This window comes from Bacillus cereus group sp. BfR-BA-01523 (assembly GCF_022662615.1).
Classification (GTDB): Bacteria; Bacillota; Bacilli; order Bacillales; family Bacillaceae_G; genus Bacillus_A; species Bacillus_A mycoides.
The window spans coordinates 341194-356291 of sequence record NZ_JAKUDX010000004.1 but is presented as its reverse complement, the minus strand read 5'-3'; the positions used below and the strand labels follow the sequence as shown (position 1 = coordinate 356291).

Sequence of the window (15098 nt, the reverse complement as noted above, 5' to 3'; positions counted from 1 at the left end):
AATTTGTAATTGCTATAGTAATATCGAAATTTGTCTATTTATAATAGGAGAATTAGAAAGGGATTTTCGCAAAAATAGAGAAAATCTTTTTACAAGGAAAATTTTTAACTAACAGAATGGTAGGGGATCAAGCTGATACGAGAGATTAGAGTAGAAGATGCAACATCGTTTTTGCAATTAAATAAGCAATTGGACGAAGAGACGAAATTTATGTTATACGAACTAGGAGAAAGAAAAACTACAGTAGAGCAACAAGAAAAGATGGTCCACCGTTTTATTGAAAATGAATATGCGACAATATTTGTAGCAGTTGAAGAAGAGAGAATAGTAGGGTTTATTTTAGTTAATGGAAATAATATTCAAAGAAAGAGACATGTGGCAGGCATTGTAATTGGTATTTTGCAAGAGTATAGTGGCCGAGGTATTGGAACGAGTTTGTTTAAAGAAGTAGAGAAGTGGGCAAGATTACATGATGTATGGCGTTTAGAATTAACGGTAATGGCCCACAATACAAGAGCTCAGGCACTATATAGCAAAATTGGATTTGAACAAGAAGGTGTCAAAAAATCTGCTCTTATCATCGATGGAAAAGGTATCGATGAGTATGAAATGGCCAAATTATTAAAATAAGAGGTCGTTATATGAAAAAAAGATGGGCACTACTTGGTATCGTAGCAATGATACTGATCATTGGAGTAGCAGGAATAAATTATAAGATGTACAAGGAGCAAGAGGCGAAGGAAGTAAATGTAAATAATATATTTCCGAAAGCTAAAGAAACGATTGCTAATATGGATGGGGATATCGCAGTCATTAGTAATCCAAATTCGATGCTTGTACTTGTGAATAAAAATAGGCGTTTACCAGATGGGTATAGGCCGCCAGATTTAGTTGTTCCGAAAGTACGTTACTCTAGTGAAGGTGATCAAGAGAAGAAAAAGATGAGGAAAGAGGCAGCGGCGGCACTTGAGGAAATGTTTCAGCAAGCCAATAATGAGCGGATTTTCCTTTTTGCAGTCTCTGGATTTAGATCTTTTGATCGACAAAAAGCATTAAATACAATGTATAAAAGACAAGATGGAGAAGCAAAGACAGCGATGTCTAGTGCAGTCCCTGGTACGAGTGAACATCAAACAGGACTAGCTATGGATATTACATCTCAATCTGCTAAATTTCAGCTAGAAACTGTTTTTGGGGAGACGAAAGAAGGAAAGTGGCTTTCTGAAAATGCCCATAAGTTTGGTTTTGTTATTAGATATACGAAAGAGAAAGAAGGGATTACCGGTTATCGTTATGAACCGTGGCATGTACGGTATGTTGGGAATCCGCAAGCTACATATTTATATGAAAACCAACTGACGATTGAAGAAGTAACGCAGTAATGAATTGAGGGGAGAGGGCTAAGATGACGAGGTTATATAAGAAAAAGGTACATGCATATATTACGAGAGAAAAAGAAGGGGCTATGCAACTACTCGTTTTTAAACATCGTGATATACGAGAGACTGGTATCCAAGTTCCAGGTGGGAAGGTAGATGAAGGTGAAACGTTAGAGGCAGCAATTTTACGTGAAGTACAAGAAGAGTCAGGACTACGCCATTTTTGTATCGAGCGCTTCCTTTCTGATTACATTATTTATATGAAAGAAAAAAAGGAATATCAAAAACGTCATTTTTTCCACATTTCATTATTAACAGATGTGAAAGATACGTGGGAACATATAGTAAGTGCTGGTGAGGAAGACAAAGGTTTAGTATTTTGTTATGAATGGATTGATATTAACAAATGCCCTGAATTAGCAGGTAAACAAGGCGAGTTTTTACATTTGTTAGAAGAGGTATATGTAAAATAATAAAAAGAGTCTGAGGCGATATTGTATTCGTTTCAGACTCTTTTTATTTCTCTGGAAATTAAAGGTTTTTAAACTGGTGAGTTGAATTTCTTTAAAGGGATTGTAGCTGTCTATGCGAGGAGCGGAGAAAATGAAAAAGTAATAGATACACGTCATATATATAAGGGCTTATAAAAGGAGAATGAAAATGGAAATTCAGTTTAATACATTATTGCAAAAAGAATTAACAATTCATGATATTCAAAAGGAAATGGAAGCTGGGAAGTTAACTTCAAAAGAACTAGTCATGTATTATCTTCATAGAATCGCAAAGTATGACCAAGATGGACCGAAAATCAATTCTATTTTAGAAATCAATCCAGATGCTATCTTTATTGCAGAAGCGTTAGATTATGAAAGAAAGACAAAAGGTGTAAGAGGTCCATTACATGGTATACCTGTTTTACTTAAGGATAATATTGAAACGAATGACTCGATGCATACAAGTGCTGGTGCGATTGCCCTAGAACAAAATATAAGTAGTGAAGATGCATTTCTTGTTAAAAAGATCCGAGAAGCAGGTGCGATTATACTAGGGAAAGCAAATATGACAGAGTTAGCAAACGGAATGTCTTTTGAAATGTGGGCTGGATATAGCGCTAGAGGCGGTCAAACGATTAATCCTTACGGTACAGGAAAGGATGATATGTTTGTTGGTGGATCGAGTACAGGATCTGCCGTTGCAGTTGCTGCTAACTTTACTGTATTATCCGTTGGAACAGAGACAGATGCTTCTATTTTGAGCCCAGCTGTTCAAAACTCTGTAGTAGGTATTAAACCGACAGTTGGTTTAATTAGCCGTAGAGGAATTATTCCGTTCACATATTCTCAAGATACAGCCGGTCCGTTTGCTAGAACGGTAACAGATGCTGCTATTTTACTAGGGAGTCTAACTGGGGTGGATGAAAAAGATGTAGCTACTCATAAAAGTGAAGGCATGGCATATCAAGATTATACATCTTATCTTGATGCTAATGGTTTAAAGGGAGCGAAGATTGGTGTTTATAGCAATGCTCCAAAAGATTATTACGAAAATGGTGAGTACGATGAAAAATTGTTTGAGGAAACGATCCAAGTATTACGTAGTGAGGGAGCGACAGTAGTAGAAGATATTGATATTCCGTCTTTTCATAGGGAATGGAGTTGGGGAGTTCCACTTTATGAGCTGAAGCACAGCTTGGATAACTATCTTTCTAAATTACCTTCTACTATTCCAGTACATTCTATTTCGGAGTTAATGGAGTTTAATAAAAACATAGCAGAAAGAGCTTTGAAATATGGACAAACTAAGTTAGAAAGAAGAAAAGATTTTCCTAATACGTTAAGAAATCCAGAATATTTAAACGCAAGATTAGAAGATATATATTTTTCGCAAAAACAAGGTATTGATTTTGCGTTGGAAAAATATAATCTGGATGCGATACTGTTCCCTTCTTATATAGGATCTACTATATGTGCGAAAGCAGGTTATCCGTCTATAGCAATGCCTGCGGGATATATGGATAATGGGAGGCCTTTTGGAATTACTCTTGCAAGTGCTGCTTTTAGTGAAGGGGCATTAATTAAACTAGCATATGCTTTTGAACAAGCGACAAAACATAGGAAGATTCCCAACTTGTCATGAATAGAATAAACAAAGAGGACAGGAATTCCTGTCCTTTTTGTTTTAATGATTAAAGTGAAATATCTTTCTGCTCCGTCTTCTGATATTTTAATAAGTTAAAGGATAAACAAGCAGAACATAAAATAAGAAAAGCGGCGATAATATAAATAGTACGAACGCCGAACATATCAGTAATAATTCCAACGCTAAGCATAGAAAGACCAGAAGCTGTCGAGAGAAGTGCACCATGAGCTGTATACATCTTCGATAATAAAGAAGGAGTGACGCTTGATTGTAAAACCGTCGTTTGAGAAATATCTCTAATTTGATAACATGGCCCCATTAGAACACAAAGAAATAGAGCAATAAATCCGCTACTTGTCATACCATATAAAAATGTAAGAATACTAAACATAAGAGAGCCTATCGCCATGGAGCGTATTAAATTTTTTTGAATATATGTACTCATTTTCCACGCTAATATCCCGCCAATTAATGTGCCGACGTAATAACTTGTGTTAATATATCCCCACCAATCTTCGCCTTTATGAAGAACAGTCGTTACATATGCCATCGTAATAGCACCGATCCATATCGTCCCTGCGAAAGTTTCAATTAAGTCCATAATTGTAACGATGCGCAGAGACGGGTGTTGAAATAACATTTTCCATCCTTCTAATAATGCAGTAGTTTTCGAAGAAGTGGGTTCTGCTACTCGTTCAGCTTGTATAGATTGTAATGAAAGGTGTAATGTAATACATCCGAAAATCATCAATATGTTATTAATCATGAGTGTCGAAGTAACGCCAATGAGAAGAACAATTATGCTTGTAAATGAGTATGCAGCGGCTTGTATAATTTGTGTTGAAAAGGAAAAGACACTATTTACTTTTACTAATTTTTCTTGTGGTGTTAAGCGCGGGATAACGGCGTATAGTAGAGGAGCGCTCCAGCCACTACATAATGAAATGAAAATAACAAAAGTTAAAAGAGCAGAAATGTTTGTTGATAGTATAGGAAATAATATCATTAACAATATTAAAAGAGCTGTTTTAATCCATTGTAGAGTATATAGCAATGAATAAGATGGAAACCGATTCATTATAAGTGGTGCAGAGGTGTTCGCGATAAGATTTGTGATAACTTGTAATAATGGAAAAAGAGCAGTAATTGTAGCTGATCTAGTTGTGATATAGATGTGAGTTGTAATAATCATTATGTATACAATGTCAGCGAGAGTAATGCATATTTTGGAGCCCAAATAGTAAGTTAGTGAACGTTTAGGCAATAAGAATACCACCTTTCAAATCAATACTGCTTTTAATTTTAATTATTATAATCTGTAATTTATATTTTTGAAAGAATTAAATTTTTTGTCATTTTTTGAAAGGGATTTTTGTGTATAATGAAGAATATATTAATATAGCATTTTATTAATGCTTGTTGTAACAGCGAATACATATAATAGCTTGTAGCAAACGCCCCCTCTATGAGAAAGGGCGGATAAACCATTCTTTTCTTCATATACATATAGAAAATGAGAAAGAAAGTGAGGGTTGCATATGGCTGGATGGGTGATTTGGTTTATAATAGCGGGTATTTTATTTATTGCAGAAATGTTGTCGATTACGTTTTACATGCTTTGGCTTGGAATTGGAGCTGTTGTCGGAGGTCTTATTGCTTTGTTTGCTCCTGATGCACTATTTTTACAAGTTGTTGTTGGGGCGATTGTAAGTTTAACATTGACTTTCTTTACGAAAAGAATTTCTAAAAACTTTCGAGAAGCAAAAGGTTTTACTGATACAGTAGATAAACTTGTTGGTAAAAAGGGAATTGTTATGCAAACGATTACAAGCGAAGTGAACGGTATTGTGAAAGTGGATGGAGATACTTGGACAGCTATTTCGGATACTCCTATTGATGCTGGAGAAAAAGTCGTTGTTATACAGAGGCATAGTACTATTTTACAAGTGAAAAAGGAGAGTGAATAAATATGGCAGTAGCATTAACGTTAACGATTATTTTTGCATTGATTGTCGTTGTATTTATTGCATTGACAATTAAAATTATTTCTCAGCAAAAAGTTGGGGTCGTTGAAAGGTTTGGTAAATTTCAACGGATTATGCACCCAGGATTAAATATTCTAATCCCAATTGTAGACCGCGTTCGTGTATATCACGATTTACGTATTCAACAAACGAATGTACCACCACAAAAGGTAATAACGAAAGATAATGTACAAGTAGAAATTGATACAATTATTTTCTATCAAATTGTTGAACCAGAGCTTGCGACATATGGTATTTCAAACTATGAATATGGTGTTCGTAATATTACATCTGCAACAATGCGTCAAATTATTGGTAAAATGGAGCTTGATGAAACATTATCAGGTCGTGAAAAAATTTCAACAGAAATTCGTTTAGCACTTGATGAAGCGACAGAAAAATGGGGCGTTCGTATTGAGCGTGTCGAAATAGTCGATATTAATCCACCAAAAGATGTGCAAGTATCAATGGAAAAACAAATGAAAGCAGAACGTAATAAACGTGCGATCATTTTAGAAGCTGAAGCAGCGAAACAAGATAAAGTCCTTCGTGCTGAAGGGGAAAAACAAAGTAAAATTTTAATGGCTGAAGGGGATAAAGAAGCGCGTATTCGTGAAGCGGAAGGTATACGAGAAGCGAAAGAATTAGAAGCGCAAGGGGAAGCGAGAGCGATTGAGGAAATTGCAAAAGCAGAACAAAACCGAATTGAATTACTTCGCGCAGCAGATTTAGATGAGCGCGTACTTGCTTATAAATCATTTGAATCATTGATTGAGGTTGCAAAAGGACCAGCGAATAAAGTGTTTATTCCATCTAATGCAATTGAAACACTTGGTACTCTTGGGGCAATTGGGGAAATCTTCAAAGAAAAACAAGCGAAGAAATTACCTTCGTCAGATACAGAAAAAGAACAATAAGAGTGAGAAAGAGAAATGGGATACCATTTCTCTTTTTTTTTTGCGTATATTACGAAAGGCTTGTACATATCCATGTATAAAGAAGGTGATACATTGAAAAAGTATGCAACCCGTATACATGGGAAGAAACTAATCTCGTTACTCTTTCTATATGCACTAGTCATAATTATTATTGCGTCGATTTTGACGTCGCTTTTACATACAATGAAATCGAATTACGCGAATCAATGGTTTGGAAAAGTATCGATGCAAGGTTTTGTTCAAATGATAGAAAGTGAGAATCGCTATTACGGATTTGATTATTTTAAGCAGAATAAAAGGGAGTCATTTGGAAATTTAATGTTCTCGATTGCGACGGACTTGAAAATTAAAGATTTAAGAACGTTTGTCGGTAAAGAAGTGCCTGGTATGTCAAAGTATTACTCTAACATTATCGTAGCTGGGGAAGGGACAAACTTTACGAATATCCCAAATGAATCTAGTGTACCGATTGAAGAAGTAACGAAAGAGCGAGAAGTAGCAAAAGATAAAGTTACAGAAGCTGAAAAGAATAATCCGGTTCAGAAAAAGAACGGAGCGAAAAAAGGTGAAAGTGCAGTATATATTTATCATACACATAGCTGGGAATCTTTCTTTCCGTTATTACCAGGGGCTACCGATCCATCAAGTCCAGATGTAAATGTGTCCTTACTAGGGAAACGTATGAAAGAACAACTTGAAGGACAAGGAATTCCGGTAGTTCATGATAAAACGAATATGGGGGATTTATTAGCGAGTAAAAAATGGAAATGGCCGCAATCATATAAAGCGTCTCATGAATATGTAAAAGAAACATTAGCACAAAATAATAAAATTGCGTTTCCGATTGATATACACCGTGATGATCAGCGGAAGAAGGTAACAACAAAAGTAATTAACGGGAAATCGTATGCAAGATTATATTTTATAATTGGGATGGAAAACGAAGGGCGTGCTGAAAATGAAAAAATTGCAAGAGCAATCAATAGTTATTTAGATGAAAACTATTACGGACTAAGCAGAGGAATCTTTCCAAAGTATAAAAAAGATGGAAATGGCGTTTATAATCAAGATTTATCTAAAAATGCGATGTTAATTGAAGTTGGTGGTGTGGATAATACGCTAGACGAACTATATAATACTATTGATGTGTTGACGGAAGCGTTTAGTAAATATTATTGGAACAATGCGGAGAAAGTGAATGGGTGAGGAACGGGAAACTGTTCCTTTTTTTTATATAAAGGTAAGAATGTGATATAATGGAATCTTGTGAATATTAAATGAGGAAGTAGGGGAAATATGCAAATAATATTAATACGCCACGGTGAATCAGAAGCTGATATTTTAAATGTACATGAAGGGCGAGCTGACTTTGAATTAACAGAAAAGGGAAGACAGCAAGTGCAAAGACTTGTACAGAAAGTGAAAGCAGATTTCCCGCCAGATTTCATTTGGGCAAGCACATTAAAACGTGCTCGAGAAACGGCTGAAACATTAGCGGAAGCGATTCAGTGCCCAATTCAATTAGAAGAGGAATTAATGGAGTTCAATAATGGAGTGCAAGCAGGTTTATCATTTGAAGAAGCGAAAAAATATCCAGAGCCAAAGTTTCTTCATGACCGGTTTGAAAACGGGGAATCATTTATTGAATTTAGAATGAGAATAGAAGGAATCTTTTCTAAAATCGTGATAGAAAATACATATGACCGAATTGCAATTGTTGCACATGGTGGTGTAATCAATAGTCTATTACGTGCATTTTTCAAAATGCCAATCTCAATGGACTATTACTTTAAAATAGGAGATACGGGAATAAGCTTAATTGAAATTGATGGTGAACAAAAAACGGTACATTTCATTAATGATACGAATCATTTGGACGGGATGTAAAGACCTATGTACAAAGTAGTGTTTTTTGATGTTGATGGTACTCTTTTAAGTGAGATTGACAGAAGTATGCACGAAAGTACAAAAGAAGCGATACAAAGATTAATAGATAAAGGAATACAAGTAGTTGTTACAACAGGGAGACCGTATAGTTTATGCTCACAATTTAAAGAGCTGGGCATAAATACGTTTATTTCTGCAAATGGTGCACATATAAAATGTGCTGATGAAGTTATACATAAATCGGTACTTTCAAGTGGAATTGTTCATGATATTTCAAATTTCGCTGAATTACATGGTCACAGTGTTTCTTATTTTACAGAAGAATTTGTAATGAATGGTATTGCCTCAAAAGACGAACGTGTAATACGAGCATTAAATGAAACGTTAAATTTAGAGCGGTATCCTGACGAAGTTAGAAACTTATCAGAAGAGATTTATTGTGTATGTCTGTATGCTGATGAAACAGAAGCTCAAAAATTCTTTGAAAGATATCCAGCACTTACGTTTGAACGTTTTCATGGTTACGTTATGAATGTGTTGGAAGATAATAAAGTATCGAAGCTAACTGCAATTCAAAAGGTATTGGAACATCTGAAAATTTGTAAATCAGAAGCAATTGCTTTTGGTGACGGTGGAAATGATATTGAGATGTTACAGTATGTAGGACTAGGAATTGCGATGGGGAATGGCGGAGAAGAGTTAAAAACAAGAGCAGATTTCGTTACAAAGAAGGCGAGTGAAGGTGGTATTTTATTTGCCTTAAAAAAGTTTAATGTCGTCTAACATACCTTTATTGAAATAAAGGTATGTTAGGATCTTTAATATGCTCACATAATAAAATATGAATTTGCCCGCGATGATGATAAAAATGTGCAACGATTTCAAGCAACCATTCGAATCGAGAGTAAGAAATACCCCAATAAGCAGTCATAATTTCCGCTAATTCTTCATTGGAATAGGATAAAAAAGTTTTAGAAAGTAAATCGTACCCTTGTATCATCGTTTGCTGTATTTGAGTAATTGTTTCTGGTGTTTGTTCTATATAAAAGGTATGTAAGTCTTTTTCTGTAATACCATTTAATATGAGTAAATCAGCATGGAAAATAAGGGAAAGATGTGTGCACATTTCAAATACTGACCGCTTTGATTCAATCGGCTTTATTTTCAAATCACTTTCAGTATATTGGTTCAGTATTTGAATGGAAGTATCGATAGCAATTTTAACTTGATTCAATGCAGATGGAACAAACATTGTAATTATTCTCACCTCCGTATATAATAGTTTCTTAAGGGTATTATATCATACTCAAAATTCCGAAAATTCTAGCAGTTTGACTAGCATAGTGAAAAGTATTATATTGTAAAAGGTCATATGAAACGTGAATTAGAATGGAATGTAATTATTGAGTTAGGAGTTAGACCAATGAGCTTGAAATATGGAAGAGATACAATTGTTGAAGTTGACTTAAATGCGGTAAAACATAATGTAAAAGAATTTAAAAAACGTGTGAATGATGAAAATATTGCAATGATGGCTGCTGTAAAAGCGAATGGGTATGGTCATGGGGCAGTTGAAGTTGCGAAATCGGCTATTGAAGCAGGAATAAACCAACTTGCAGTTGCATTTGTAGATGAAGCAATTGAATTAAGAGAAGCTGGAATCACTGTACCTATTTTAATTTTAGGATATACACCAGTAGCAGCTGTAGAAGATGTAATTCAATATGACGTTATGATGACTGTTTATAGAGTAGAAGATTTACAAGGTATAGATGAAGTTGCAAACCATCTTCAAAAGAAAGTGCGAATTCATGTAAAAATTGATACAGGAATGAGCCGTATTGGCTTACAGGAAGAAGAAGTTAAACCGTTTTTTGAAGAGTTAAAACGTATGCGATATGTAGAAGTAGTAGGGATGTTTACACATTACTCTACCGCTGATGAAATAGATAAAACTTATACAAATATGCAAACAAGTTTGTTTGAGAAAGCTGTAAATACAGCGGAAGAATTAGGAATTTATTTTCCATATATTCATAGTTCAAACAGTGCAGGATCAATGGAACTTAGTAACACATTTCAAAATATGGTTCGTGTCGGTATTGGAATTTACGGTATGTATCCTTCAAGAGAAGTGGATCATACAGTTGCTTCCTTACAGCCAGCGTTGTCTTTAAAATCAAAAGTAGCTCATGTTAAACATGCGAAGAAAAATCGTGGTGTTAGCTATGGGAATACTTATGTAACAACGGGCGAAGAATGGATTGCAACTGTACCGATTGGTTATGCTGATGGTTATAATCGTCAGCTATCTAATAAAGGGTATGCACTAATAAACGGAGTACGAGTACCTGTAATTGGCCGTGTTTGTATGGATCAGCTTATGCTAGATGTTACAAATGCAATGCCAGTACAAGTAGGAGACGAAGTTGTATTCTACGGCAAACAAGGTGAAGAAGAGATTGCGGTGGAAGAAATAGCAGATATGTTAGGTACAATTAATTATGAAGTTACATGCATGTTGGATAGAAGAATTCCACGTGTTTATAAAAAAAATGATGAAACGACTGCGGTTGTAAATATATTAAGAAAAAAATAAGAAAAAACTGAATCAATATGATTCAGTTTTTTTATTTTTGACAAATGAAAAATGTTCTATTTGTACCATGTAGTTGAATGTTTTTAAATCCTACAGATTCCAACGAAGAAATTATTTCTTCATTGGAGTAACAAGCTTCCTCAAAAGAAAAGTCACTTCTTTTCCAATTATCATTTATGTCATGTTTAAATAGAATGAAATTCATCTCTGCTCTGTGACTTTCATTATCATAAGTGGAATCGATGGTACAAACATATTCGCGTTCTGAAATATGAAAGGAAGCACTCCAATTTTCAAAAAAGCCTTTTTCCATATTCATATCAAATGCGAATGAGCCGCCATCATATAACGCAGAGTAAACGTTGTGAAAAGTATTTTTTAGTTCATCTAATTTCATAATGTGGTTTAAGCTATCGCCGGCTGAGATGACATAGTGGAATTGCTCATCTACTTTGAAATAGCGCGCATCATCAACAATGAAGGTTGCTTCTGATGCATTTTTACGTGCATGTGCAATCATTTGAGCTGAACCATCTATACCAGTTACAATGAAATTGTTATCGATTAATATTTTAGAAAGATGACCGGTTCCGCAGCAAAGATCTAATATGCGGGAGTGGGAACTGGCGTATTGTAAAATAAATTTATGATAGGCTGGATAGGAGTGTTCGGCAAAATGCCCCCAATACTTATTATAAATAGATGCGAAGATATCATAGTCCGAATAAATGATTTTATTAGACATAATAAGTCTCCTCATTTTCCAGCAATCCATAATAATCATACTTCGTCATAATTTCAAAACCACATTGTGTATATAGTTTTAAAGCATTGTTATTTTTCGTTTCGACGTCTAGTTGAATTGTTGAAACTCCTTCTGTAATAAGTGTATGTACCATATAACTAAGAATATCTTTACCATATCCTTTACCTTGATAAGAAGGATGAACTGCAAATCCTGATAGTGTAGTAGATTGCTCTTGCTCAGTAACTGTAATCGTTCCAATTGCTTTTTCATTAATAAGAGCAATGTAAACTTGATGAGAAGGTGAATTCATCATTTTCTGTAACCATGTAGCGGTATTCTCTACAGAATCTCCAAAGGCTTTACTGGAAATTTCAATAAGATTAAGAAGTGATTCTGAAGATGCAAGAGTGAGCTGTATAGTATTCTTTGTTGTTTTTTGCACTTCTTTTGCTTTGAACTCCATACTATATTCACTATATAAATAAGGTAACTTCATTTGTTTTGCAAATTCTTTCCCAGAAGCAGAATCCCCATTCAAAATAAGAAGAGCTTCATCTGCCTCTCTTATTCGTATTTCTTTCATTGCGGTTTGTAAAAGAGTGGTGCCTATATGTTGTTTCCTATAGTTTGGATGAACAAACCCTATTAACTCCAGTTTTGTCGGTCTTTCAAAGTCATACATACTTAATGCACCAATTAATTGAGTACCATCATAAAATATAAAATCATTTATCCTTTCTTTATTACGGGCAGTTAAGAAGTTGACATGTAAATCTGACGAATAATCAATTTGATCGTGTTGTCCGCAAATATGAGCTAAATCTTTCATTTGCTGAATTTCGTTTGCTGTTAAAGATTTCTTTTTTTCAATATTCATTTCATAATCCCTCTCATTCGTATTTAAAAATAGGATGGATGACTTAGCCACTTTTCTAACTCCACATTGCCCTGAACAGATAATAACCGGTACAAATATCGATAGGGGTGTCTACATTCTTCAAGACGAGGAATGGGCATAATGGTTTCGTAACCTTGTTTAAAAGCATGAGCCTCTTTTTCTGTAAGTACATATTCTAATCCAATAAAATCAAACTCTCGTGGAGAAATTGCATAAGCCTCTGTATCTACTAAACCAGTAATAGATTCTCCATCTGATAAAAACTGAGTAGGATCCATATCAATTAAAACAAGTGTAGATTCCTTCGGTGACGGCAAGGAAGAGAGCTGTGACTCAAAAGTATGAAATGCGTTTTGGATGCTCGCGTTATCGGAATAGAACTTATTTACAAGATCTTTACTGACTTTTAATATGTGAGACTTAAATTCTTCTAGTGGAATGTGGAAAGTATTTGATGGGTTTCCTATAAACTCTGCTTGAAACGAATGAATTTCTGCTAGTCCTTTTCCAAGGCTGAATAAAATAGAATCAGGTTGTCCGATAAATGATTGCAGCGTATTTCCGGTTAGTTTTTCGACGATTACATACTCTCGCTCATTTAAACATGTTTTTGCAAAATAGTCGGGATGGGTAAGGTAGTATGCTTTTTCAATAATGCGTGTATTGTTTCTAAATGATGTACATGCCTTGGATCCATTCCAAAAAGATTTTTACATCCCCACCAAAAATCATTGTTGGGCTCTTCAGTCATTTTTGAAGAGCGAACAATAACTTCTTCAGCTTCTGTTTTAACAAGAAACACGTCGCTTGCATGGTCTTCATAGCCTGGATGCAAAGCTTGAGCGGATAAAATAGGTGAAGTAAACAATTGTTGTAGCATGAAAGGGCTCCTTATTCTGTAAATTCTATAAATTCATTATATAACAGAATATGTACCAAGTGGATAATGATGGGGACAACATAGAACTTAAATAAATTTATGGTGAGAAATTAGTGTGAAAATTATATTTTTCTAGTTTTGTATGAATTATCAAAATAATGTTTCTGATGATAAATCTGTAAAAATGCCTGAATGTAAATCTCGTATTCTTCAATAAATGAAAGGTTAAGCCTACTTTTATAAGAGTTATAATGTAGGTTATGAAAAATATTTCTCAATAATAAAATGAAGAGAAAAATATGAAGAAGTAGAATAGATTACTTAATAGTTTTAAATTAATTAATATGATTAACTATTAATTATATTAGATAGGAGAGAATATTATGGCAAATGTACTCGTAATAAATTTCCCTGGAGAAGGTCATATAAATCCGACTTTAGCTATTGTAAGTGAGTTAATTCGGCGAGGGGAAACAGTTGTTTCGTATTGTATTGAAGATTATAGAAAGAAGATTGAAGCAACAGGTGCAGAATTCCGAGTGTTTGAGAATTTCCTCTCTCAAATTAATATTATGGAACGAGTAAATGAAGGTGGGAATCCTTTGACGATGCTATCTCATATGATTGAAGCATCAGAGCGTATTGTTACTCAAATTGTAGAAGAAACAAAAGGGGAAAAGTACGATTACTTGATATACGATAATCATTTTCCAGTAGGACGTATTATAGCGAATGTTTTAAAATTACCTAGCGTTTCTTCTTGTACAACGTTTGCTTTTAATCAGTACATTACTTTTAATGATGAACAAGAATCGAGACAAGTAGATGAAACTAATCCATTATATCAATCTTGTTTAGCGGGAATGGAAAAATGGAATAGGCAGTATGGAATGAAATGTATTAATATGTATGATATTATGAATCATCCTGGTGATATTACTATTGTATATACTTCAAAGGAATATCAGCCGCGTTCAGATGTATTCGATGAATCGTATAAGTTTGTCGGTCCATCAATTGCTACTCGAAAAGAAGTAGATAGCTTTCCTATGGAAGGTTTAAAAGATAAACAATTGATTTTCATTTCTATGGGAACAGTTTTTAATGAACAACCTGAGTTATATGAAAAATGTTTTGAAGCGTTTAAAGATGTAGAAGCGACAGTCGTATTAGTTGTTGGTAAGAAGATAAATATAAGTCAATTTGAAAACATTCCGAATAACTTTAAGTTGTATAATTATGTGCCGCAATTAGAAGTATTACAGTACGCTGATGTATTCGTGACACACGGTGGTATGAATAGTTCGAGTGAAGCACTATATTACGGTGTCCCGTTAGTTGTAATTCCGGTAACAGGAGATCAGCCTTTAGTTGCGAAACGAGTGAGTGAAGTAGGAGCTGGAATAAGGCTTAATCGTAAAGAATTAACTTCTGAATTGTTACGTGAGACTGTAAAGAAAGTAATGTATGATGTAACGTTTAAGGAAAATAGTCGTAAAGTTGGAGAGTCACTTCGAAATGCTGGTGGGTATAATAGAGCAGTTGATGAAATATTTAAAATGAAAGTGAATTCATACTTAAAACTTAAATAAATGTTTGGAGCACA

Annotated in this window: 15 protein-coding genes and 1 pseudogene; 11 read left to right on the top strand and 5 right to left on the bottom strand. The window is 34.5% G+C overall.

The window, feature by feature from the left end; genetic code table 11:
* Positions 1-132: 132 nt before the first annotated feature.
* From MR066_RS13740 to MR066_RS13725, 4 genes are all read left to right on the top strand, one after another.
* Positions 133-630 (top strand): GNAT family N-acetyltransferase, encoded by a 498-nt coding sequence (locus MR066_RS13740; protein ID WP_002141410.1) that lies wholly within the window; start codon positions 133-135, stop codon positions 628-630.
* Between the two features lie 11 nt (positions 631-641).
* Positions 642-1382, top strand: a complete 741-nt coding sequence (locus MR066_RS13735; protein WP_242247481.1) for a M15 family metallopeptidase — start codon at positions 642-644, stop codon at positions 1380-1382.
* Between the two features lie 23 nt (positions 1383-1405).
* Complete coding sequence (locus MR066_RS13730) at positions 1406-1852, top strand: NUDIX hydrolase (RefSeq protein WP_242247480.1); 447 nt, start codon at positions 1406-1408, stop codon at positions 1850-1852.
* A 187-nt stretch (positions 1853-2039) separates the two neighbouring features.
* Positions 2040-3515: an amidase family protein gene (locus tag MR066_RS13725; RefSeq protein ID WP_242247479.1), complete on the top strand. Its 1476-nt coding sequence runs from the start codon at positions 2040-2042 to the stop codon at positions 3513-3515.
* Positions 3516-3564: 49 nt separating this feature from the next.
* Here the strand turns inward: MR066_RS13725 and MR066_RS13720 are convergent, their stop codons facing one another.
* Positions 3565-4782 (bottom strand): MFS transporter, encoded by a 1218-nt coding sequence (locus MR066_RS13720; protein ID WP_060749806.1) that lies wholly within the window; start codon positions 4780-4782, stop codon positions 3565-3567.
* A gap of 274 nt (positions 4783-5056) precedes the next feature.
* Between MR066_RS13720 and MR066_RS13715 the strand changes: the two genes are divergently transcribed.
* The 5 genes from MR066_RS13715 to MR066_RS13695 all read left to right on the top strand — a co-directional run bounded on the left by MR066_RS13715 (position 5057) and on the right by MR066_RS13695 (position 9150).
* Positions 5057-5485, top strand: a complete 429-nt coding sequence (locus MR066_RS13715) for an NfeD family protein (protein ID WP_002012470.1) — start codon at positions 5057-5059, stop codon at positions 5483-5485.
* Between the two features lie 2 nt (positions 5486-5487).
* Complete coding sequence (locus MR066_RS13710) at positions 5488-6459, top strand: SPFH domain-containing protein (RefSeq protein WP_044444209.1); 972 nt, start codon at positions 5488-5490, stop codon at positions 6457-6459.
* A 15-nt stretch (positions 6460-6474) separates the two neighbouring features.
* Positions 6475-7686: a stage II sporulation protein P gene (gene spoIIP / locus MR066_RS13705; protein ID WP_313954307.1), complete on the top strand. Its 1212-nt coding sequence runs from the start codon at positions 6475-6477 to the stop codon at positions 7684-7686.
* 90 nt (positions 7687-7776) lie between these two features.
* Positions 7777-8367 carry a histidine phosphatase family protein gene (locus MR066_RS13700; protein WP_242247478.1) on the top strand — a complete coding sequence of 197 codons (591 nt, stop codon included), beginning with the start codon at positions 7777-7779 and terminating at the stop codon, positions 8365-8367.
* Between the two features lie 6 nt (positions 8368-8373).
* Positions 8374-9150: a Cof-type HAD-IIB family hydrolase gene (locus MR066_RS13695; RefSeq protein ID WP_242247477.1), complete on the top strand. Its 777-nt coding sequence runs from the start codon at positions 8374-8376 to the stop codon at positions 9148-9150.
* A gap of 7 nt (positions 9151-9157) precedes the next feature.
* Here MR066_RS13695 and MR066_RS13690 read toward each other — a convergent pair whose 3' ends face one another.
* Positions 9158-9619, bottom strand: a complete 462-nt coding sequence (locus MR066_RS13690; protein WP_242247476.1) for a DinB family protein — start codon at positions 9617-9619, stop codon at positions 9158-9160.
* Between the two features lie 171 nt (positions 9620-9790).
* On the opposite strand from MR066_RS13690, the gene alr reads away from it, so the two are divergent.
* Positions 9791-10966, top strand: a complete 1176-nt coding sequence (alr, locus tag MR066_RS13685) for an alanine racemase (RefSeq protein WP_242247475.1) — start codon at positions 9791-9793, stop codon at positions 10964-10966.
* A gap of 31 nt (positions 10967-10997) precedes the next feature.
* Here alr and MR066_RS13680 read toward each other — a convergent pair whose 3' ends face one another.
* The 3 genes and pseudogenes from MR066_RS13680 to MR066_RS13670 all read right to left on the bottom strand — a co-directional run bounded on the left by MR066_RS13680 (position 10998) and on the right by MR066_RS13670 (position 13492).
* On the bottom strand, positions 10998-11711 hold the full coding sequence (locus tag MR066_RS13680) for a class I SAM-dependent methyltransferase (RefSeq protein ID WP_242247474.1): 714 nt from the start codon (positions 11709-11711) through the stop codon (positions 10998-11000).
* Positions 11704-12591 (bottom strand): GNAT family N-acetyltransferase, encoded by an 888-nt coding sequence (locus tag MR066_RS13675; protein ID WP_242247473.1) that lies wholly within the window; start codon positions 12589-12591, stop codon positions 11704-11706. Before MR066_RS13675 ends, MR066_RS13680 begins: the two co-directional genes overlap by 8 nt.
* Positions 12592-12614: 23 nt before the next feature.
* A pseudogene (locus tag MR066_RS13670) lies at positions 12615-13492 on the bottom strand (phosphotransferase).
* A 383-nt stretch (positions 13493-13875) separates the two neighbouring features.
* Between MR066_RS13670 and MR066_RS13665 the strand changes: the two are divergent.
* The gene (locus MR066_RS13665; RefSeq protein WP_242247472.1) at positions 13876-15084 is read left to right on the top strand and encodes a macrolide family glycosyltransferase; all 1209 of its coding nucleotides are present in this window, start codon (positions 13876-13878) and stop codon (positions 15082-15084) included.
* Positions 15085-15098 lie beyond the last annotated feature (14 nt).

Coding starts and splice junctions, on each gene's coding strand:
- MR066_RS13735 (WP_242247481.1), top strand. CDS start 642: ATGAAAAAAAGATGGGCACTACTTGGTATCGTAGCAATGATACTGATC.
- MR066_RS13730 (WP_242247480.1), top strand. CDS start 1,406: ATGACGAGGTTATATAAGAAAAAGGTACATGCATATATTACGAGAGAA.
- MR066_RS13725 (WP_242247479.1), top strand. CDS start 2,040: ATGGAAATTCAGTTTAATACATTATTGCAAAAAGAATTAACAATTCAT.
- MR066_RS13715 (WP_002012470.1), top strand. CDS start 5,057: ATGGCTGGATGGGTGATTTGGTTTATAATAGCGGGTATTTTATTTATT.
- MR066_RS13710 (WP_044444209.1), top strand. CDS start 5,488: ATGGCAGTAGCATTAACGTTAACGATTATTTTTGCATTGATTGTCGTT.
- spoIIP (WP_313954307.1), top strand. CDS start 6,475: ATGGGATACCATTTCTCTTTTTTTTTTGCGTATATTACGAAAGGCTTG.
- MR066_RS13700 (WP_242247478.1), top strand. CDS start 7,777: ATGCAAATAATATTAATACGCCACGGTGAATCAGAAGCTGATATTTTA.
- MR066_RS13695 (WP_242247477.1), top strand. CDS start 8,374: ATGTACAAAGTAGTGTTTTTTGATGTTGATGGTACTCTTTTAAGTGAG.
- MR066_RS13690 (WP_242247476.1), bottom strand. CDS start 9,619: ATGTTTGTTCCATCTGCATTGAATCAAGTTAAAATTGCTATCGATACT.
- alr (WP_242247475.1), top strand. CDS start 9,791: ATGAGCTTGAAATATGGAAGAGATACAATTGTTGAAGTTGACTTAAAT.
- MR066_RS13680 (WP_242247474.1), bottom strand. CDS start 11,711: ATGTCTAATAAAATCATTTATTCGGACTATGATATCTTCGCATCTATT.
- MR066_RS13675 (WP_242247473.1), bottom strand. CDS start 12,591: ATGAATATTGAAAAAAAGAAATCTTTAACAGCAAACGAAATTCAGCAA.
- MR066_RS13665 (WP_242247472.1), top strand. CDS start 13,876: ATGGCAAATGTACTCGTAATAAATTTCCCTGGAGAAGGTCATATAAAT.